Origin of the sequence: Nonomuraea sp. B12E4 (genome assembly GCF_039871825.1) — a bacterium.
In the GTDB taxonomy this organism is placed as follows: domain Bacteria; phylum Actinomycetota; class Actinomycetes; order Streptosporangiales; family Streptosporangiaceae; genus Nonomuraea.
The window spans coordinates 473,696-491,039 of record NZ_JBDPME010000004.1; the positions used below are offsets into that span (position 1 = coordinate 473,696).

The window sequence follows — 17,344 nt, forward strand, 5'->3', positions numbered from 1 at the left end:
TGCTCCCGGATAGAAGATCGCGGGAGAGAATAGCACCGAAACGGATGGTTTTAAGATCGACTAGCGATAAATCTGTGATATGTCGGGAAATTGACGCCCTTCGCTGCGGTCGGTAGCCAGGCCAGCCGGACCAGCCAGCCCCCCAGAACGACCAGCAGGGCCACCTCGGCGCCCAGCAGGAGCCGCTCGACCAGACCGATCATCACCCGGTCGCCCGGCAGCGCCACGTATGTGATCGCCAGCAGCCCGAACCCGCCCGCCAGCGCCACCCACTCCACGACCCGCGCCACGGGCTTCCAGCGGGCGTCAGAGGTCAGCCTGGGGACCAGGAGCGCGCCGGCGGCCGGCAGGCTCACGAAGGCCGCCATGGACGCGTACCGGTGGATCTGAGCCGCCAGGTCGGGGTCCGCGCCGAGGGGCGTGGCCGGAACGAGCGCCGCCACCACCAGCGCCCCCGACCAGACCACCAGCAGCCTCTCGGGCAACCCCCTGACGGGAGCACCCGCCGCCCGCAACCCCACCACCAGGACCAGTGATCCAACCCCGAGCACCGCCATCGCGGCCGCGACGACCCCACCACCCTCGGACATGGCGAATTCACTCACGGTGACGTTGACGAGATCCACGCGGGAACCCAGGCCGATCTGGCTGATCACGGTGACGATCAGCGAGCACACGATCGACCCGAACGCGACTGACGAGGCCATGCGGGGCAGCATGCCCCCCACTCTTCCGCCCCCACCGGGGTGCCCGACATCCGGCACCACCCCTGACCCAACCCTGATTTCTGTCTGTCTTTCTTTACGGCAGAGCACGGTGGGCGGTGGGTGGAGCCCACCGTGCTCTGCCGTAAAAGATGGGTTTCTTAGGCGTCGAGGATGTGCGCGGTGGCGCGCGCGTAGCGGGTGCGGATGTCTGGGACGGGGGCGGCCGCATACGTCTGGGTGTTCTCGGCTTCCCAGGATGGGGTGGTGAGGAGGGTGGCGGCCTGGTGGGCGGCGCCGTTGGCGACGTATTCGGCCGGTGGCGGGACCGTGATCGGGACCCCGAAGATCGTGGGGGCGATACGGCGGACCGCCTCCGAGCGGGCCGCGCCGCCGATCAGCAGCACCCGCTCCGGCCGCATGCTCATCGCGTCCAGGGCGTCGGCCAGGCCGCACAGCATGCCCTCGATGGCCGCCCTGGCCAGGTGGGCCGGGGTCGCGGTGGCCAGGCTGAGCCCGTGGATCGAGCCGGTCGCGGTCGGGCGGTTGGGGGTGCGCTCGCCCTCCAGGTAGGGCACCAGCGTCAGCCCGCCCGCCCCCGGCGGGGCCTGCAGCGCGAGGTCGCTCAGCTCGTCCAGCGACACCCCGGCGATGCGGGCGGCGGCATCCATGACGCGGGCGGCGTTGAGCGTGGCCACCAGCGGCAGGAAGCGCCCGGTCGCGTCGGCGAACCCGGCGACCGTGCCCGTGGGGTCGGCGCTGGGCGACTCGGTGACCGCGAACACGGTGCCGGACGTGCCCAGCGACACCACGACGTCGCCCGGCCGGGCGCCCACCCCGAGCGCGGCGGCCATGTTGTCGCCCGTGCCAGGCGCGATCAGCACCCGTCCGGCGCCCCCGGTGGCGGCGCCCACCTCGTCCGCCGGGCCCAGCACCCGGGGCAGCAGCGGGACCGACCCGAAGGCGGCCTTGAGCAGGTCGGTACGGTAGGCGCCGGTCGCCGGGGACCAGTAGCCGGTGCCGGAGGCGTCGCCGCGGTCGGTGGTGAGGTGGTCGAGGGGCGGCGGCGGCGCGTCCGCCCAGGACGAGATGTCGAAGCCGCCCGACGGGAGGTCGAAGCCGCCCGCCGCGTCGAGGCCCCCGGCGCGCAGCGCGCCCGCCAGGCGCCAGGTGAGCCAGTCGTGAGGCAGGCACACGGCCGCCGTGCGCCGGGCGTTGTCCGGCTCGTGCTCAGCCAGCCAGCGCAGCTTGGTCACGGTGAACGACGCCACGGGCACCAGGCCCACCGCGTCGGCCCACGCCTGCGCCCCGCCCAGCTCGGTCACCAGGTCGAGGGCGGCGGGGGCGGAGCGCGTGTCGTTCCAGAGCAGGGCCTCGCGCACGACGGCGCCGGACTCGTCCAGGCAGACCATGCCGTGCTGCTGGCCGGCCACGCTGATGGCCGCCACGTCGTCCAGCCCGCCGGCCTCCTCCAGCGCCCGCAGAAGCGCGGTCCACCAGTGCGACGGGTGGACCTCGGTGCCGTCGGGGTGGGCGGCACGACCCTGGCGCACCAGCGCGCCCGTCTCCGCGTCCCGAATGACGACCTTGCAACTCTGGGTCGACGAATCGACCCCAGCGACCAGCGTCACCCACGAACTCCTAACACGTGTTCCAGCGCAAGCTGGTTGAGATGGGTGAAATGGTAACCGCGCGCGGCGGCCGCCTCGACGTCGAATTCGTCACTCGCCAGGTCGGCCAGGGTCTCGCCGCGGTTGAGGGTGGGGAGCCCGAGTTCGTCCACGCGGGCGGCCCGCGATGCCTCCCGCACTTCCGGATCAGCTCTAAAATTTCGGGCTTTGTCGCGAAGTATCAGGTATGTCCGCATGTTGGCCGCGGCCGATACCCACACGTCGTCGCGGTCCTCCGTACGCGAAGGCTTGTAGTCGAAGTGCCGCGGCCCGTCGTAGCCGCCGTGCTCCAGCAGGTCCACCAGGAAGAAGGCGCTCATCACGTCGCCGTGGCCGAACACCAGGTCCTGGTCGAAGCGGGGCCCGTGCTGCCCGTTCAGATCGATGTGGAACAGCTTGCCGTGCCAGAGGGCCTGGGCGATGCCGTGCACGAAGTTGAGGCCGGCCATCTGCTCGTGGCCGACCTCGGGGTTGAGGCCCACCATCTCGGGGTGCTCCAGCTCGCCGATGAACGCCAGCGCGTGCCCGATCGTGGGCAGCAGGATGTCGCCGCGGGGCTCGTTGGGCTTGGGCTCGATGGCGAAGCGGATGTCGTAGCCGCGCTCGCGTACGTAGTCGCAGAGCAGGTCGATGGCTTCCTTGTAGCGGGCGAGCGCCGAGCGCACGTCCTTGGCCGCGTCGGACTCCGCCCCTTCCCGGCCGCCCCAGCAGACGTAGGTGGAGGCCCCCAGCGAGGCGGCCAGGTCGAGGTTACGCGTGACCTTGCGCAGCGCGTGCCGCCGCACGTCACGGTCGTTGCTGGTGAAGGCCCCGTCGCGGAAGACGGGATGGGTGAAGAGGTTGGTGGTGGCCATGGGCACTTTCAGCCCGGTCTCCGCAAGCGCTTTCCTGAACGCCGCGATCGCCCGGTCGCGGTCGGGCTCGACCGCCAGCAGGTCGTCGTCGTGAAAAGTCACACCGTAAGCCCCCAGCTCGGCCAGCCGGTGCACGCTCTCCACCGGATCCAGCGGCGCCCGGGAGGCGTCGCCGAAGGGGTCGCGCGCCTGCCAGCCGACCGTCCACAGACCGAAGGTGAATCGATCGTCAGGGGTTGGCTCGTACATGGTTCGATGCTCCCCCGGCGATCAGTTGTTCACAAGCCCGAGGGATCACGCCCGACGCTGATCTCCTCCGCGATCTTGCGGATCTCCGCCACCTCGAGTCCGGGAGCCTTGGGCAGGTGGCGCAGCAGCGCGTCCATGACCACGGGCACGGGTTGTCCCGCGAACCGGCCGGCGATCCCGTGAACCGTCCTGAACAGTGCCTCTTCGGTGTCGTGCATCGGCCTCTCCTCGTCCGGGTACCCGCAGAACGCTACGGCCTCCGCATGACAGTTCGCGCCACCCCCGGCCCGCGTGTTCGTGACGGTGACACGAATCCCTCGTGGCCGCCGTCCCCATCCAACCGACCGGCCCCCTCTCGATTTAGTTGAAGGCTCATATACTCGAACCGGACTTCGTCAAAGGGGGTACCCCATGCCCGTCCAACGGCTCAACCACGCGGTCCTTTACGTCCGCGACGTGGAACGCAGCGTCGCCTTCTACCGTGAGGCCCTCGGCTTCGAGGTCGTGATGGGCATGCGGGGCGCCGCCTTCCTGCAGGCTCCCGGCTCGACGAACGACCACGACCTCGGCCTGTTCCAGATCGGCGCGGACGCGACCGCCTCCCCCGCCGGGCGCACCTCCGTCGGCCTCTACCACCTGGCGTGGGAGGTCGACACCCTGGAGGAGCTGGAGCGCGTCGCGGCCAAGCTGGCCGAACTGGACGCCCTGGTTGGCTCCTCCGACCACGGCACCACCAAGGCGCTTTACGCGCGGGATCCGGACGGGCTGGAGTTCGAGGTGTCGTGGCTGGTTCCGGCCTCGCTGCTGACCGACGAGACCCTGGCCGCGCGGTCCAGCATCCGCCCGCTCGACCTGTCCGCCGACAAGGAGCGGTACGGCGCCCAGACCCGCGGCGGCGTCGGCGTGTCGATCCCCGCCTGAAGCGCGTCGGCGTGTCGATCCCGTCCTGAAGTACCGTGGGAGTGTCCGGCTCCTCCCGCCACGGAGACGTCAACGGAACACCCTCCACGGAAACCCTTCATGGAGAGCGGTCATGCCAAGCGATCCAGATCACGTGCTCGACGCCATCGACGGTGTCGTCGACGAGTGGGAGACTCTAAGCGCCGACGCCATGCGCTGGGCGCCTCCCGAGAACAAGAGTCCCGACCTCGTGTCCGAGGTGACCGAGATCTTCAGTCCGCTCGTCAACGCGTTCTCGCAGGCGCTGCGACCGGTGAGCGACGCGTTCGAACGTGCCCTGCACGCGCTGGACGATGACGACGATGACGACGGCCCCGCCCGCCCCGCCTGACACGACGACGGCTCCGCCCGCCCCGGGTGATCTCGATCAGCCCCTTCCGGTCCCCGAAGGACGGGAAGGCGTCGAGCGGCAGTTGTGGTGCCGGCCTGGTGCGCAGCGCGACGCCGTCGGCGTCCTCGACCGCCACACTTACTGCCAGCGCCACGTCCCGCGGCGTGACTCAGCCGAGCCGCATCGGGCGCAACGCCCCGGTGAGCTTGGCCAGCTCGGCGAGCATGGCGTCGGCGCCGGAGTTCATGAGGTCGTTGGGGCGCAGGTTACCCTCCTCGTCCCTGAACTGCGGCAGGAACGGGATGATGACCCCCTCCAGCACCGGGACCATCTTCAGGGAGGCGGTGACCTGGCGCAGGCCGTTCACGGCCCGGGTGCCGCCGGAGACGCCGCCGTAGCTGACGAACCCGACCGGCTTGTGGTGCCACTCGTGGTGCAGGTAGTCCAGGGCGTTCTTCAGCACGGCGTTGAAGCTGTGGTTGTACTCGGGGGTCACGAACACGAAGGCGTCGCCGCGCTCGATGGTGGCGCTCCATTCCTTGGTGTGCGCATTGACGTACTGCTTGAGCCTGGGGTGGTGCGGCTCGTCCATGAACGGCAGCCCGACCTCGGCCAGGTCGACCAACTCGACCTCGAAGGCCCCTGACTCCACCGCCCTGTCGTGGAACCAATCGGCGACGCCGCGCCCCGCGCGACCTGGACGGGTGCTGGCGACGATGATCTGCAAGACGGGCTTGTCCATGACTTCTCCAGGAAACTCGCGATGTAGTAGTAGCTCAACATTATTGAGCTACTTGACATTCTTTAGCAAATGCTAGGATCGGGCCGTGAGCCTCACCTCCGTCTGCGTGCGCTTCCACACCGCCCTCGAGCTCATCGGCGCCCGATGGTCAGGGGCACTGATCCACATGATCTTCAAGGGCGCCCACCGCTACGCCGACCTCAAGGCGGCCATCCCCGGCATCAACGACACGATGCTGGCCCGGCGCCTGCGCGAGCTGGAGGCCGCCGGCCTCATCGAGCGGCGCGTGCTGGCCACCTCGCCGGTGCGGGTGGAATACCACCTGACCGAGATGGGCCAGGAGCTGCGCCCGGTGCTGGACGAGCTGGTGACGTGGGCGCACAAGTGGATCCCGCTGCCCGAGACGAGGTCCGCCTAGGTTCCGGGGCGTGATCCCATGACCGGCCTGGGCACGTTGCTGCGTCACGTCCACGAGCTGATGGACGGCGCCATCACCGACCTCTACACCGACCTCGGGCTGCCCGAATACCGCCCCCGCTTCTCCCCCGTCGTCCGCACGCTCGTGTCGCGGGGCCCGATGGCCATCCGCGACCTGGCCACGGCGATCGGCGTGACACACTCGGCGGCCAGCCAGACGGTGCTGCAGATGCGGCGCTGCGACCTGGTCACCCTGGAGAAGGGCGCGGACGCCCGGCAGCGCATCGTCCACCTCACCGCCAGGGCCCACGCCATGCTGCCCGCGATCGAGGCCGAGTGGGCGGCGACCGAGCGGGCGGTGCGCGAGCTGGACGCGGAGTTGCCCGTGCCGCTGGCCGAGGTGCTCAGGGCCACCGTGGAGGCCCTGGAACGCCGTCCGTTCCGCGAGCGCCTCGATGCCCCGCGGGCGGGTTAGACTGCTGGACATGACCTGGCGACATTGATGACTGACCAGGGGCCGGCGCGAGGCGCGCGGGCCTCCGAGAGCGGCAAGCACTCGGAGTCCCCGTTCGTCCTCTCGGAAGGCCTCACATGCTTGTCGCGAAGCTGTACGCTTACGCGCTCCTAAGCGAATTCATCCTTATCTATCCGGTTTATGCCCTGCTGTTCGACGACGCGGGGTTATCGGTCGCCGAGACCTCCTCCCTGTTCGTCATCTGGTCGGTGACGGGCATGGTGCTGGAGATCCCGTCGGGCGCCTGGGCCGACGCGGTGTCCCGGCGCCTGCTCCTCTGCCTGGGCCCGCTGCTGGCCGGCCTCGGCTACGCGCTGTGGATCCTCTACCCGTCCTACTGGGTGTTCGCGCTGGGCTTCGTGCTCTGGGGAGCCCAGGGAGCGCTGGTCTCGGGCGCGTACGAAGCCCTGTCCTACGAAGAGCTGGAGCGGCTCGGCCGGCAGGACCGCTACGTCACCGTCATGGGCCGGGCCACCTCGATCGGCCTCGTCGGCGCCGCGTCGGCGATGGGCCTCGCGGTGCCGGTGTTCGCGGCCGGGAGCTACCTCGCCGTCGGTGCGGCCAGCGTTCTGGCCTGCGTGTTGTGCGCGGTCATGGCGCTGGCTCTGCCCGAACACAGGACGCGCGGCGGCGGCGCGGACGGTGGCCGTTACTGGGCGATCCTGCGGGCCGGGGTCGAGCAGGCCCGCACGGACCGCGGCGTGCTGCACGCGGTCCTGCTGCTCGCCTTCGTGACGGCGATCTGGGGGGCGCTGGAGGAATATGTCCCTTTCCTCGCGGCGGAGGCGGGCGCGGCCAAAGCGGCCATACCGCTGCTGGTCCTGCTGGTGTGGCTCGGCGCCACGGCGGGCGGCCTGCTGTCCGGGGTCGCGGCGCGCTTCGGCTTCCGCCGGTTCGCCCTGACGATCGCGCTGGCGGCGCTGGCCATGGCCGCGGGGGCGATCAGCGGGCACGTGGCCGGGTTCGCGCTGATCGCCGTGGCCTTCGGCGCGTTCCAGCTCGCCGGTGTGGTGGCCGACGCCCGGCTCCAGGAGCGCATCACCGGCGAGTCCAGGGCCACCGTCACGTCCGTCGCCGGGCTGGGCGACGGCCTGCTCACGGTCGCCGTGTACACGAGCTACGGGGCGATGTCTCCGTACGTGTCGCACGGCACGACGTTCGCGCTGCTGATCCTGCCGTACGCGCTCATCGCCCTGTTCGCGGCCCGGCGGAGCCCGGCTGACACCTCGACGCCACCGCGGCCGGGTCAGTAGCGGGACGGGATCCGCTTGGGCAGCGGCGGCGGCGCAGGGGCCTCCTCCTCGAACGGAGGGGGAGGCCCCGGCCTGGCGCCCCGCCAGCGCGAGGGGAAGACCGAGGCGGCCAGCAGCAGGCAGCCGATGACCAGCGACCAGGTGTGGAGCAGGGCCGAATAGCCGGCCAGATATTCGCTCGGCACCAGGTCGTACCACAGCCACTCGCCGCCGCCCAGCGCCGGGCGCGCCAGCTCCGCGACCCCCAGCGCGGTGAAGGCCAGGCCCGGCAGCAGCGAGGCGAACGGCGACATCCGGGACCCCGCCAGCACGCCGATGAGCAGCGCCGTACCGGCGACCGCGGCGATGGAGTTGTACAGAAATCCGGCCGTGATCAACAACGTGGCCAGCACGCCGAAACCGGCGCCGATCACATGACGAACACCATTACCCACGGCGAACACCTCCAGTTACGCGACTGTACTCACCCGGCCGCGACTTCGCCTTTAAGGCAGAAATTTCCCATTCGGACCTTAGCCCGGAATATGGCCATATCACCGAAATAGGGTCTCTTTGGTATCTAAGCAAGATTCGTAGCAGCCGTTAACTTGACAGCACCCCCCACCCGAGGAGTGCGCATGTTGAGTAAAAGCTGTGCGCTGGTAGGCGGCGTCATCCTCGCCGTCTCCCTGGCCACCCCCCTCAGCCCAGCACTGGCTGACCCGGCACCTCAAGCAGCCACCCCCGCAGCTCCACCGGCCATGATCGACGCGCTCGAGCGCGATCTCGGCCTCTCCGAGGCGCAGGTCGTCACCCGGCTCGCCAACGAGGAACGCGCCATGTCCGTCGAGGCCAGCCTCACCAGCAAGTTAGGCTCCTCGTTCGGCGGCGCCTGGCTGAACGCCGACGCCTCCAAGCTCATGGTCGCCACCACGGACGCGGCCGCCGTGGCCGACATCCAGGCGCAGGGCGCACAGCCCGTGGTCGTCGCGCGTTCGATGGCCCAGCTCAACACGACCATGCAGCAGCTCGACGCGGTCTCCAAGGGCGCCAAGGCGTCCCTGTGGTACGTCGACGTCGCGGCCAACACCGTCTCCGTCCAGGCGCCCACGATCGAGGCCGCCGAGGCCCTCGTCGCGGCCGCGGGTGTGGACAAGAGCGCGGTGACGGTGGCGGTGACCGCCGAGCAGCCGACGACGTTCATCAACATCATCGGCGGTGCCGCGTACTACATCGGCAGCAGCCGGTGCAGCGTCGGCTTCTCCGTGACCAGGGGCAGCACCCCCGGCTTCGTCACCGCGGGCCACTGCGGCCGGGCCGGCTCCACGACCACCCAGCCGACGGGCACCTTCCAGGGCTCGTCCTTCCCGGGCAACGACTACGCGTGGGTCGCCGCTCCCGGCAACACCGTCACGCCGTACGTACGCGGCTCCGGTGGCGCGAACGTGACCGTGCGCGGCTCCACCCAGGCCGCCGTCGGCTCGTCCATCTGCCGCTCCGGCTCGACCACCGGCTGGCGCTGCGGCACCATCCAGCAGCACAACGCCAGCGTCAGGTACTCGCAGGGCACGGTCAGCGGCCTGACCCGCACCAGCGCGTGCGCGGAGCCCGGTGACTCGGGCGGCTCGTTCATCTCCGGCTCGCAGGCCCAGGGCATGACGTCCGGCGGCTCCGGCAACTGCTCCGTCGGTGGTACGACGTACCACCAGCCGGTCAATGAGGCGCTGGGCGCCTACGGCCTCACACTCCGAACCGGCTGACCGAAACCCGCGCAGCGCGCCCACCGGCCGGGCGCGCTGCGCGGGGATCCCACCATCGCGCAGGCGGAGCGACAGCCCGCCGGCCGGCCGGCGACCCCTCCCCGGGCGATGAGTTTTCGTCGCCCGGGGAGTCTGTCGTTCTGAACGGCCTCTCGAAGGCACTTCCGAACGACAGAGGAGCTCGCGATGCAGCGACCCGTCCTGGGCAGCCTGCTGCTGTCCAGCACCGACCCCGAGCGACTGCGCACCTGGTACGCCACCGCCCTCGACCCCGCGGAGAACACCGAGGTCAACGGGTACCGGGTGCTCAAGTTCGGCGACTTCCACCTGTTCATCGACACGCGGACGGACGTGGCCGACAAGAACCCCGAGCCCGGCAGGGTGATCCTGAACTTCGACGTGGCCGACGCCCGGGCCGTCGTGGCCCGCATGGAGAGCGCGGGCGTCTCGTGGCTGGCCGAGCTGGAGGACCGCGACGGTAGCCTGTTCGCGACCGCGATCGACCCGGACGGCAACTTCGTACAGATCATCCAGCTCAGCGAAGCCCATCGCGCGGCTATGTGAGCGGGGGGAGACAACCATGTTCGGTCAGACGAAGGCGTTCAGCGGCTTCTCGGTGGACGACATCGCGGCCGCGAAACGGTTCTACGGCGAGACACTGGGCCTGCGGGTCTCCGAGGAACACGGGCTGCTGACGCTGCACGTGGCGGGCGGGACCGACATCCTGGTCTACCCGAAGGACGATCACACGCCGGCCACGTACACGACGCTCAACTTCCCCGTGGACGACATCGAGAAGGCGGTGGACGAACTGGTGGCGCGCGGGGTGCAGTTCGAGCGCTACGACGGCCTCGGGGCGGACGAGCGGGGCATCTTCCGCGGTGGCGGCCCGCTGATCGCCTGGTTCAAGGACCCGGCGGGCAACACCCTGTCCGTCCTGCAGGACCAGTAGCCCGCCCAGGGAGGGCTCCCCCTCCGGAGGGGGAGCTCCCTTGTCGATCTCGCTCGGAAATCCCGTCGAACCGCCGTGCCGCGCACGACACACTTTTCGGAGGTCGACCAGCGGAAGGGAAAAGATCTTGATCCACCGTGCCGGCGCATAAGCAACCCAGACCGTCCAGCACGCGCCAGGCCGGAGACCGCCTCAAGCTCCACCGGCACCACCTCAGGGCCGACGGCCGCCACGATGGGTGATTTCACGTACGAAGGCATGTCCTACACCGAGCTGGACGGCCCCCGCTGGGAGCCCTGCCGCAGCGACGGCGAGGTGCAGACGTTCCTGGACTATCACCAGCGCGTGGCCGTCGCGAGAAGCTGCTCTCCATCGAGGGCACCCCCACCGACCCCGCCCGGCTCCGGCCCTTGATCTGGGACCGCAACGCCACCGTCCGCGTCCGCCGCTCGGCCGGAACGAGTCGGAGCTAAACGGTTTCGATAGGGGCACCTGCCTGCGCCCAGGGAATCCCATACCGCAGTCGTATGTCCCGATCTGGTCACTCCCAGCGACAGGCTGACCTCAGCGCCTTAGTCTCTGCGCCGTGGCGTTCGAAGGCTTGGAGCTACTGACCACTGTCATTGGCGGCTCAGCAGTAGCCGGAGTGCTAAGTGCCCTGGCGTCGGCCCTCCGCGATCGGCTCGATCGGCGCAAGAAAGCAGACGAAGTCCTTCCGACCGGCGCGTCGACGATCGAGAGCCGCGCGGATGAACTGGCGGAGATCCTCAAGCGATCGACAACATTGTTGGACGAGTTGACGGCCGAGATCGCGGCACGGACCGCTACAGCGAAGGAGATGGCGGCAAAGGCGAAAGACGCCGAGAACCTGGCCGCGATGCACGAAGAGCAGCGGCAGGCAGTGGAGAAGCTCCTGGATGCGAGGCTGGAGGCCCGGCTGAAGGAGAGCGGCAAGAAATCCTTTCTGCAGGGCATGTGGCTGAACATCATCAGCGGAGCGTTCTTTTTTGCGGCCGGTGTCGTCGTGACCGTCTTGCTGGACATCGGCAAATAGCCCAGGCGCCGCCATCGGTGGCATCTCAGGCCCACCACCGCCAGCGTCCTGGCCGAAGCTGGCCACAACGTGCACGTCATCGCCCCTGAATCTCCGGGTGGCACGTCTCCGGCCGCCGGCGCCATGTGGGCACCGCCCGCCGCCCGCCGGCGGCGAGCTGCCGTACCACCATCGTGACGACGCGCGGCCCACGCCGGGTGAGGTCCGCAGCGCCTACGGCTTCCGCAATCCCGGAACCAGCGGCTACGGACCCACTGCGCCTCCCCCCGGCGCGGCCGCGGACACCCCAACCCCGCCTGAATTCGAATACCCACATGCGCTGACGGCCCCCGCCACCTGCCATTTACATCCACGCAGCGACCGGGAACCAGCCGCCGACACGGGACTTCACCCCTTGTTACAACGCCGGGCAGAAATCAACAGAGGGTTTTACGCAATATCACGAAGACGCCTCCGGGCGCAGTCGATCACCATACGGAATGCAACGTGATCCCCATTCCCCCGGGAGGCGCAGAAATGACTGTATCTCTTCGCACGCTGTTCTTATCCATCGCGCTCGTGTTATCCGTCGTCCTGATGGGCAGCCCGGCCTCCGCCGCTCCTGAAAGGCCGTCCGTCCCTCTCAAAGGCGGCGCCACCACCCAGTCGTTCACCATGACCCTCACCAGGAAGGCGGACACCCCGAAAGGCGTCAACGCGCCGGCGGACGTCATTACCTGCGGCGGTTACCTCAGCATCCCGTACGTCAACAGCCTGTACAACGCCGTACGTACCGAGATCGAGGTGCAGTGCAGCGCCGTCGTCGACTCGATCGACCTGTACATCATTCTCTACCGGGACGGATACTCCATCAATCCCGGCCCTCAGCGCTACAACCCGGCCAATTACGGAATCCACTACTCCAGTGCGCCGTGCCAGGGCACCACGAACACCTACTTCGCCGGCGGAACCGCCGTGTTCACCAAGGCCGGCTACGTCGGCTCTCCACTGGTCATGAACGGCACCACTCCCCAGGTCACCCTCGCCTGCTAAGGAAAGGACGACAATGCGCCGCGCCATCATCGGTGTGCTCCTGGCATTCTTCGCCGTCACCCTGCTGTCCACCCCGGCGAAAGCGGAGCCGGAGCCGTCCTACTTCGACAAGTCAAAGCTCTCCACCGCGCTACAGAAGCCGCCCATCTCCACAATCATGGAGGACGGCGTCTGCAACTGGTACGACCTGTGCGTATTCGAGAGTCCGAACCTGACCGGCCGCATGGCGGACTTCACCTACATGGACACTACCGGGCACCCTTCGTGGGCCACCCACACGTACAACGCATTCATCGCCAACAATGACGAATCCGCCATCAACGCGCATCTGTTCCTGAGCGCGTACATCTGCACCAACACATTCCAGTCAGGCCAGTGCGGACGGCTCGTACCGGGCGGTTACGGAAACACCGCTCCCACGTTCGCGAACAACTCCGAATCCCACTACTGGAACTGACGCCCTTTCCCGGCGGCCGCGGGCTCGGGCCCGCGGCCGCCCCCTCTGGGAGACCACCATGCGCCGCCACCTCGCCGCCCTGCTGACAGCCGCCACGGCCCTCACCGCATCGTGCGCCCAGGCCCTCCCGAGAAGCACCGCCACCCCTGACCGCACCGCTCTTCGCCTCCCGCTGGACGACTATCAGCATTCCCCCATCCAGGGCCTCGCGGTGACGAACGCCTACCGCGTCCTCCTCATCCGCTGCGCGCAGCGCCACGGCCGCATCCTTCCCATCACGTCCTCCCCCCGCCCCCTGGTCGGCCCGCGAACGTGGACGGAACGCCGCTACGGCCTCACCGACGCAGCAGACGCCGCCTCCTACGGCTATGGCCTCGGCCCCCGCGACCCCGCCCGGCACCCGCCCGAGTCCGCGCCTCTGGACCCCGCCACCATCGCCGTCATCACCGGCAGCGGCGCCGGCCACGACGTCCCGCCGGGCGGCTGCCAGGAGGAGGCCCGCAAGGCCCTCGCCATGGCCCCTGCGGGAGCCGACCCCTCGCTTCCGGAGCACCTGTCCATGCTCAGCTTCCAGCGCTCCCGCATCGACTCCCGGGTACGAGCCGCCGTCGAGGGCTGGTCGGCCTGCATGCGCGCCGCCGGCCACTCCTACGCCACGCCCTTCGACCCCATAGCCGACCCGGCCTTCCGCGACGGAACATCCGAGAAGGAGCTGGCGACCGCCCGTACCGACCTCGCCTGCAAGAAGAGGACCAACCTGGTGGGCATCTGGCTGTCCGTCGAAAGCGCATTCCAGCGAACGATGATCGCCCAGAACGCCACCGCTCTCCGGGCAGCCAAGCAGGCGAACGAGATCACCCTCCGCCTCGCCCAGGAGACCCTTGCAGCCGTCGAGCCAGCATCCGCACCTTCGTCGTACAGGAAGTCCCCGGCCGCACCCGAGTGACGACCACAGATTGCAGAACCACCCTCCAGATGGAGGACGCCGGCAACCGCATGGACCAGCACCCCGGGACCCGCCCTGACGGACAACTGCAACCCTGAGGCCCGCAGAAATCAACAAGGCCCTCTCCCCAAAACCGGGGAAGGGACCTTTCACGTGCGGAGGATCGGGGATTTGAACCCCGGATGGACGGTAAACCCCAACCGCATGAGCAGTTCGGATCCTGGCCATTCTGATCAGTTCAACCTGGACCGCACGCCCTCGCCGGTCAAGGTAGGACGCCTTTGTACGGCGCGGCATTGCGACTAGAACCGCCACCAGACGTGGCGACCCAGCCAGGCGTACAGGCGGAACGGCGGCTCCGGCTACACGCTCGGTTCCTTGAGGATCTGGGAGATGCGCTGGTGGGACAGGCGCATCGCGCTGCCCACGTCGCGGGTGGTCCACCCTTGGGCGGTGAGGAGACGAGCGGCATTGCGGACGACGTCGCGCTCGGCCTGCTCGGCGAGGACGCGCTTCTGGCGTGCCTCGAAGACAGCCGCGAGAGCGGCCTTGGCCTCAGAGTCGGCGGGGCCGACGTGGACGCCGATCACTTCGGGCTCGTCCTGGAGAGCGTCGAAGACGAGCTGGGCGACGTTGCCTTTGACATCTGCCCAGCTCGCGCCCTGGGCCTGGACGATGCGCCCGCCGGGGAGTTCGGCGGTGGCGGTCCACTGCTTTCCGACGCGTGTGGCGGTGGCGAAGCATGTGACGGCTTCGACGACGTCGCCGTCGCTTGGAGAGATGAGGTCGGGCTGGTCGAAGATCAAATCGTGGTTCATCAGCTTCATGACCTTCAACTTAGGGACCACGGCACCTCCCGTCTAGGCTGATAGCCAACATTTGTCTAGCCGACTTGCCAGCATTGAACAGCAAGATCGTTCAATGCGGGTCAATGCGTATGGATGGCCCGTCCTGAACGGCTCTGTACGGCCTTGTATTGCGACCCGAACTGCAACCCTGGCGGCTTCGAAGGGATGTGACCATGTTCGCTCTGGGCGGCCGTTGAACTCCACTTGGATCTGGTGGCTCCCTCCTCTGGGGTGGGTACCCTGCCGGGATGGTCACGGACAATGGGATGACGGAGTCGCAGTTCCCGCCGCGGCGGGTAGCTGGTCAGGGGCGTGGCTGGTATCGAGGTGACTGCCATGTGCATTCGGTTCTCTCGAATGGTGGAGAGCTGACACCGGAGCAGCTTGCGGCCGGTGCCCGTACGGCGGGGCTGGACTTCATCGCGACCACTGAGCACAACACCGCAGATGCGCATGGCGCCTGGGGTTCGCTCGTCGGCGACGATCTGCTGGTGATCATTGGCCAGGAAGCCACCAGCCGGACCGGGCACTGGCTGGCGCTCGGCATCGATCCGGGGCAGGTGGTCGACTGGCGGTACGGCGTCACCGACCACGTGATCGGCAAGCACCTGGATCGGGTACATGAGGCCGCTGGGCTATGCGTGGCGGCCCACCCGCACGCGCCGTACCCCTCTGGTGTCTTCATGTACCCGTTCGAGGGATTTGATGTGGTGGAGGTGTGGAACGGGCTGTGGATCTCCGATGAGCCTTGGCAGGCGAACAATGAGGCGGCACTGGCCGAATGGGGTCGTGGCCTGGCCGCGGACATCCGCAGTGGACGGTGGCGGCCGGCGATGGGCAACAGCGATACCCATCTGGAGGGCCAGATCGGGAGACCGCACACTGTCGTGCTGGCCGAGGAACTGAGTACTGACGCAGTCCTCGCCGGCATCCGTGCCGGCCGGAGCTGGATCGCCGAATCGGCCTCGGTCGAGTTGTCCCTCCACGTCTCTGCTGGTGAAGGCAGTGCCGACATCGGGGGGTGGCTGGATACCCGCGGTGGACCGGCTAGGGTGCGGGTGGATGTCCGTGGCGTGCTGTCCGGCACCGTCAGCTTTCACACCGATCGAGGGACGGTGCACCGCGCATCGTTGCCTGGCAATGGATCAGGTGTCTTGGAGTGGCGTACCAGCGCGGAGGAATCGGCGTTCGTCCGCATCGAGGTGCGTCATCCCAACGGGCACATGGCGGCGCTCACCAACCCCATCATCCTGAGCTGAAAGGCCGAAATGTCAGCGCGCCATTGGAGCGGGCGGCGGGAATCAGACCTGCGTTGTCGGCTTGGGGAGTGCAACGATTATCCGACGTCGCGGCTCTGAGCTGGGCGCGAGACCGGTCCCGGGTTCTGGCAAGGGTCTGGAACGGGGGGCACTCCCATCGAGCGCACCGAGGACTGGAAGATCTGGAAGGCCATCCTCAAGCAGGCCGTCGTCAGGGAAGTCCGCGTACACGACGCCCGGCACACGGCCGCTACGCTCCTCATCGGCAGGGTGTGAGCATACGCGTCGTACAGCAGGTCCTCGGCCACACCCGAGTGACGACCACCGAGCGATACACCCACGTATCCACACCCCTGATGGGCGACGCGGGGGCACGGCTCGCCTCCGCTCTCTGGGGAAATCCGTAGGCGTTGCAACTAGCGCTGCAACTATGACGCCCTTGGAGATCAAAAAGGCCCTTCCCTCAAACCCAGGGAAGGGCCCTCTCACGTGCGGAGGATCGGGGATTTGAACCCCGGATGGGCGGTAAACCCAAACCGCATTAGCAGCTAGGAGGCCTGTCGTTCCATGACGTTCAACATGGACCGATGTGGTTTGACGATCACCCTAGAACGAGCTGGTACGGCGTGGAACTGCAACCCAAACTGCAACCCATGACGATCTTGGTCCGGACAGCGAGAAATCGCCTCCTGATCATCCGTCTGCCATTGACCGGCCCTGGTCTGCTCACCTCGTCCCCCAGCCGATGGCGAGCGGGATGAACAGGCGCCGCCTCAACCACTGACGCCATGTTCAAGTGGGCACCTTTGCCCGCATCGGAGTCGGAGTGCCTCCCTAGTGTTCTGCTGCTTATGGCGACGTGGCGGATGTGTGTCGCCAGACGTATCGGACACTTCGCCTCGGCCGCTGACCACTAAACGGGGTCTTCGTGATCATCCCGGAGTTGAGTCCCCGATGGGGGCTGTCGTCGGGCGCGTTGCTCAACAATGGCCATCGCGACGGCGGCAATCATGAACCCCACGCCGGCAATTGCGAAGATCTGCATTACCTCACGGATCGGCTGTGTTGGGGACCCGCCCTCTATCGCGCCGCATGATCTGAAAGCCGCCAGCAGGAGGAAGACAGTTCCTAGCACCAGGAAGGTCCGACGGCCGGTCATCATGAGAGCCGATGGTACTGGAAAGACAGGGCCGACCTGGGCCTTTTGGTGGGCGGAGCCTAAGAGAGATTCGGACGCCTGACTTCCTGCTTGCAAATCGGTCTGATCTTCGAGTACCACGGCCTCGACCTGGGCGACCGGCAGTCCGCCAGTGACCGTGACTGACCCCTGTTGACCGCCCTTAATGGCACGCTAATGGCACGG

21 protein-coding genes are annotated in these 17,344 nt (G+C 68.2%); 14 read left to right on the forward strand and 7 right to left on the reverse strand.

The features are described from left to right. Window positions 1-50: 50 nt before the first annotated feature. The 4 genes from ABGB18_RS13585 to ABGB18_RS13600 form a co-directional block, all read right to left on the reverse strand. Complete coding sequence (locus tag ABGB18_RS13585) at window positions 51-707, reverse strand: DUF998 domain-containing protein (protein WP_347695808.1); 657 nt, start codon at window positions 705-707, stop codon at window positions 51-53. A 158-nt stretch (window positions 708-865) separates the two neighbouring features. Beyond that, complete coding sequence (locus ABGB18_RS13590) at window positions 866-2,335, reverse strand: FGGY family carbohydrate kinase (RefSeq protein WP_347695809.1); 1,470 nt, start codon at window positions 2,333-2,335, stop codon at window positions 866-868. Further along, the gene (xylA, locus tag ABGB18_RS13595; RefSeq protein WP_347695810.1) at window positions 2,332-3,477 is read right to left on the reverse strand and encodes a xylose isomerase; all 1,146 of its coding nucleotides are present in this window, start codon (window positions 3,475-3,477) and stop codon (window positions 2,332-2,334) included. The genes ABGB18_RS13590 and xylA overlap by 4 nt, the downstream gene beginning before the upstream one ends. 29 nt (window positions 3,478-3,506) lie before the next feature. Then, entirely contained in the window at window positions 3,507-3,695 is a 189-nt protein-coding gene (locus ABGB18_RS13600) for a hypothetical protein (protein WP_347695811.1), read from the reverse strand. A 193-nt stretch (window positions 3,696-3,888) separates the two neighbouring features. Here ABGB18_RS13600 and ABGB18_RS13605 point away from each other — a divergent pair, with 193 nt between their 5' ends. Both ABGB18_RS13605 and ABGB18_RS13610 read left to right on the forward strand, forming a co-directional pair. Then, a complete protein-coding gene (locus tag ABGB18_RS13605; protein WP_347695812.1) occupies window positions 3,889-4,398 on the forward strand; it encodes a VOC family protein in 510 nt (169 codons plus the stop codon). A 112-nt stretch (window positions 4,399-4,510) separates the two neighbouring features. Then, the gene (locus ABGB18_RS13610) at window positions 4,511-4,768 is read left to right on the forward strand and encodes a hypothetical protein (protein ID WP_347695813.1); all 258 of its coding nucleotides are present in this window, start codon (window positions 4,511-4,513) and stop codon (window positions 4,766-4,768) included. A gap of 169 nt (window positions 4,769-4,937) precedes the next feature. Here the strand turns inward: ABGB18_RS13610 and ABGB18_RS13615 are convergent, their stop codons facing one another. Then, entirely contained in the window at window positions 4,938-5,510 is a 573-nt protein-coding gene (locus ABGB18_RS13615) for an NAD(P)H-dependent oxidoreductase (protein ID WP_347695814.1), read from the reverse strand. 85 nt (window positions 5,511-5,595) lie between these two features. Between ABGB18_RS13615 and ABGB18_RS13620 the strand changes: the two genes are divergently transcribed. The 3 genes from ABGB18_RS13620 (at window position 5,596) to ABGB18_RS13630 (ending at window position 7,694) form a co-directional block, all read left to right on the forward strand. Continuing rightward, window positions 5,596-5,928 (forward strand): helix-turn-helix domain-containing protein, encoded by a 333-nt coding sequence (locus ABGB18_RS13620; protein WP_347695815.1) that lies wholly within the window; start codon window positions 5,596-5,598, stop codon window positions 5,926-5,928. Between the two features lie 18 nt (window positions 5,929-5,946). Then, window positions 5,947-6,402 carry a MarR family winged helix-turn-helix transcriptional regulator gene (locus ABGB18_RS13625; protein ID WP_347695816.1) on the forward strand — a complete coding sequence of 152 codons (456 nt, stop codon included), beginning with the start codon at window positions 5,947-5,949 and terminating at the stop codon, window positions 6,400-6,402. 116 nt (window positions 6,403-6,518) lie between these two features. Further along, window positions 6,519-7,694 (forward strand): MFS transporter, encoded by a 1,176-nt coding sequence (locus ABGB18_RS13630; protein WP_347695817.1) that lies wholly within the window; start codon window positions 6,519-6,521, stop codon window positions 7,692-7,694. Here ABGB18_RS13630 and ABGB18_RS13635 read toward each other — a convergent pair. Beyond that, window positions 7,688-8,107 (reverse strand): hypothetical protein, encoded by a 420-nt coding sequence (locus ABGB18_RS13635; protein ID WP_347695818.1) that lies wholly within the window; start codon window positions 8,105-8,107, stop codon window positions 7,688-7,690. The genes ABGB18_RS13630 and ABGB18_RS13635 overlap by 7 nt on opposite strands. 204 nt (window positions 8,108-8,311) lie before the next feature. Here ABGB18_RS13635 and ABGB18_RS13640 point away from each other — a divergent pair, with 204 nt between their 5' ends. The 8 genes from ABGB18_RS13640 to ABGB18_RS13675 all read left to right on the forward strand — a co-directional run bounded on the left by ABGB18_RS13640 (window position 8,312) and on the right by ABGB18_RS13675 (window position 13,874). Then, window positions 8,312-9,433 (forward strand): S1 family peptidase, encoded by a 1,122-nt coding sequence (locus ABGB18_RS13640; protein WP_347695819.1) that lies wholly within the window; start codon window positions 8,312-8,314, stop codon window positions 9,431-9,433. A 186-nt stretch (window positions 9,434-9,619) separates the two neighbouring features. Next, window positions 9,620-9,997 (forward strand): VOC family protein, encoded by a 378-nt coding sequence (locus ABGB18_RS13645; protein WP_347695820.1) that lies wholly within the window; start codon window positions 9,620-9,622, stop codon window positions 9,995-9,997. A gap of 16 nt (window positions 9,998-10,013) precedes the next feature. Beyond that, window positions 10,014-10,385 carry a VOC family protein gene (locus ABGB18_RS13650; RefSeq protein ID WP_347695821.1) on the forward strand — a complete coding sequence of 124 codons (372 nt, stop codon included), beginning with the start codon at window positions 10,014-10,016 and terminating at the stop codon, window positions 10,383-10,385. Between the two features lie 234 nt (window positions 10,386-10,619). Further along, window positions 10,620-10,799, forward strand: coding sequence for a hypothetical protein (locus ABGB18_RS13655; protein ID WP_347695822.1), 180 nt, complete (start codon window positions 10,620-10,622; stop codon window positions 10,797-10,799). Window positions 10,800-10,971: 172 nt separating this feature from the next. Next, a complete protein-coding gene (locus ABGB18_RS13660; RefSeq protein ID WP_347695823.1) occupies window positions 10,972-11,439 on the forward strand; it encodes a hypothetical protein in 468 nt (155 codons plus the stop codon). Between the two features lie 516 nt (window positions 11,440-11,955). Continuing rightward, entirely contained in the window at window positions 11,956-12,471 is a 516-nt protein-coding gene (locus tag ABGB18_RS13665) for a hypothetical protein (RefSeq protein WP_347695824.1), read from the forward strand. Window positions 12,472-12,484: 13 nt separating this feature from the next. Next, window positions 12,485-12,928, forward strand: a complete 444-nt coding sequence (locus ABGB18_RS13670; RefSeq protein ID WP_347695825.1) for a peptidase inhibitor family I36 protein — start codon at window positions 12,485-12,487, stop codon at window positions 12,926-12,928. 58 nt (window positions 12,929-12,986) lie between these two features. Then, window positions 12,987-13,874 (forward strand): hypothetical protein, encoded by an 888-nt coding sequence (locus ABGB18_RS13675; RefSeq protein WP_347695826.1) that lies wholly within the window; start codon window positions 12,987-12,989, stop codon window positions 13,872-13,874. 362 nt (window positions 13,875-14,236) lie between these two features. Here the strand turns inward: ABGB18_RS13675 and ABGB18_RS13680 are convergent, their stop codons facing one another. Next, window positions 14,237-14,701 carry a hypothetical protein gene (locus tag ABGB18_RS13680; RefSeq protein ID WP_347695827.1) on the reverse strand — a complete coding sequence of 155 codons (465 nt, stop codon included), beginning with the start codon at window positions 14,699-14,701 and terminating at the stop codon, window positions 14,237-14,239. 269 nt (window positions 14,702-14,970) lie between these two features. On the opposite strand from ABGB18_RS13680, the gene ABGB18_RS13685 reads away from it, so the two are divergent. Further along, complete coding sequence (locus ABGB18_RS13685) at window positions 14,971-15,981, forward strand: CehA/McbA family metallohydrolase (RefSeq protein WP_347695828.1); 1,011 nt, start codon at window positions 14,971-14,973, stop codon at window positions 15,979-15,981. The last annotated feature ends 1,363 nt before the right edge of the window (window positions 15,982-17,344 follow it).

Excerpts from the sequence above, each read along its gene's own strand:
- ABGB18_RS13585 (WP_347695808.1), bottom strand. The coding sequence starts at position 707 with ATGGCCTCGTCAGTCGCGTTCGGGTCGATCGTGTGCTCGCTGATCGTC.
- xylA (WP_347695810.1), bottom strand. The coding sequence starts at position 3,477 with ATGTACGAGCCAACCCCTGACGATCGATTCACCTTCGGTCTGTGGACG.
- ABGB18_RS13600 (WP_347695811.1), bottom strand. The coding sequence starts at position 3,695 with ATGCACGACACCGAAGAGGCACTGTTCAGGACGGTTCACGGGATCGCC.
- ABGB18_RS13605 (WP_347695812.1), top strand. The coding sequence starts at position 3,889 with ATGCCCGTCCAACGGCTCAACCACGCGGTCCTTTACGTCCGCGACGTG.
- ABGB18_RS13610 (WP_347695813.1), top strand. The coding sequence starts at position 4,511 with ATGCCAAGCGATCCAGATCACGTGCTCGACGCCATCGACGGTGTCGTC.
- ABGB18_RS13615 (WP_347695814.1), bottom strand. The coding sequence starts at position 5,510 with ATGGACAAGCCCGTCTTGCAGATCATCGTCGCCAGCACCCGTCCAGGT.
- ABGB18_RS13625 (WP_347695816.1), top strand. The coding sequence starts at position 5,947 with ATGACCGGCCTGGGCACGTTGCTGCGTCACGTCCACGAGCTGATGGAC.
- ABGB18_RS13630 (WP_347695817.1), top strand. The coding sequence starts at position 6,519 with ATGCTTGTCGCGAAGCTGTACGCTTACGCGCTCCTAAGCGAATTCATC.
- ABGB18_RS13640 (WP_347695819.1), top strand. The coding sequence starts at position 8,312 with ATGTTGAGTAAAAGCTGTGCGCTGGTAGGCGGCGTCATCCTCGCCGTC.
- ABGB18_RS13645 (WP_347695820.1), top strand. The coding sequence starts at position 9,620 with ATGCAGCGACCCGTCCTGGGCAGCCTGCTGCTGTCCAGCACCGACCCC.
- ABGB18_RS13650 (WP_347695821.1), top strand. The coding sequence starts at position 10,014 with ATGTTCGGTCAGACGAAGGCGTTCAGCGGCTTCTCGGTGGACGACATC.
- ABGB18_RS13655 (WP_347695822.1), top strand. The coding sequence starts at position 10,620 with ATGGGTGATTTCACGTACGAAGGCATGTCCTACACCGAGCTGGACGGC.
- ABGB18_RS13665 (WP_347695824.1), top strand. The coding sequence starts at position 11,956 with ATGACTGTATCTCTTCGCACGCTGTTCTTATCCATCGCGCTCGTGTTA.
- ABGB18_RS13670 (WP_347695825.1), top strand. The coding sequence starts at position 12,485 with ATGCGCCGCGCCATCATCGGTGTGCTCCTGGCATTCTTCGCCGTCACC.
- ABGB18_RS13675 (WP_347695826.1), top strand. The coding sequence starts at position 12,987 with ATGCGCCGCCACCTCGCCGCCCTGCTGACAGCCGCCACGGCCCTCACC.
- ABGB18_RS13680 (WP_347695827.1), bottom strand. The coding sequence starts at position 14,701 with ATGAAGCTGATGAACCACGATTTGATCTTCGACCAGCCCGACCTCATC.
- ABGB18_RS13685 (WP_347695828.1), top strand. The coding sequence starts at position 14,971 with ATGGTCACGGACAATGGGATGACGGAGTCGCAGTTCCCGCCGCGGCGG.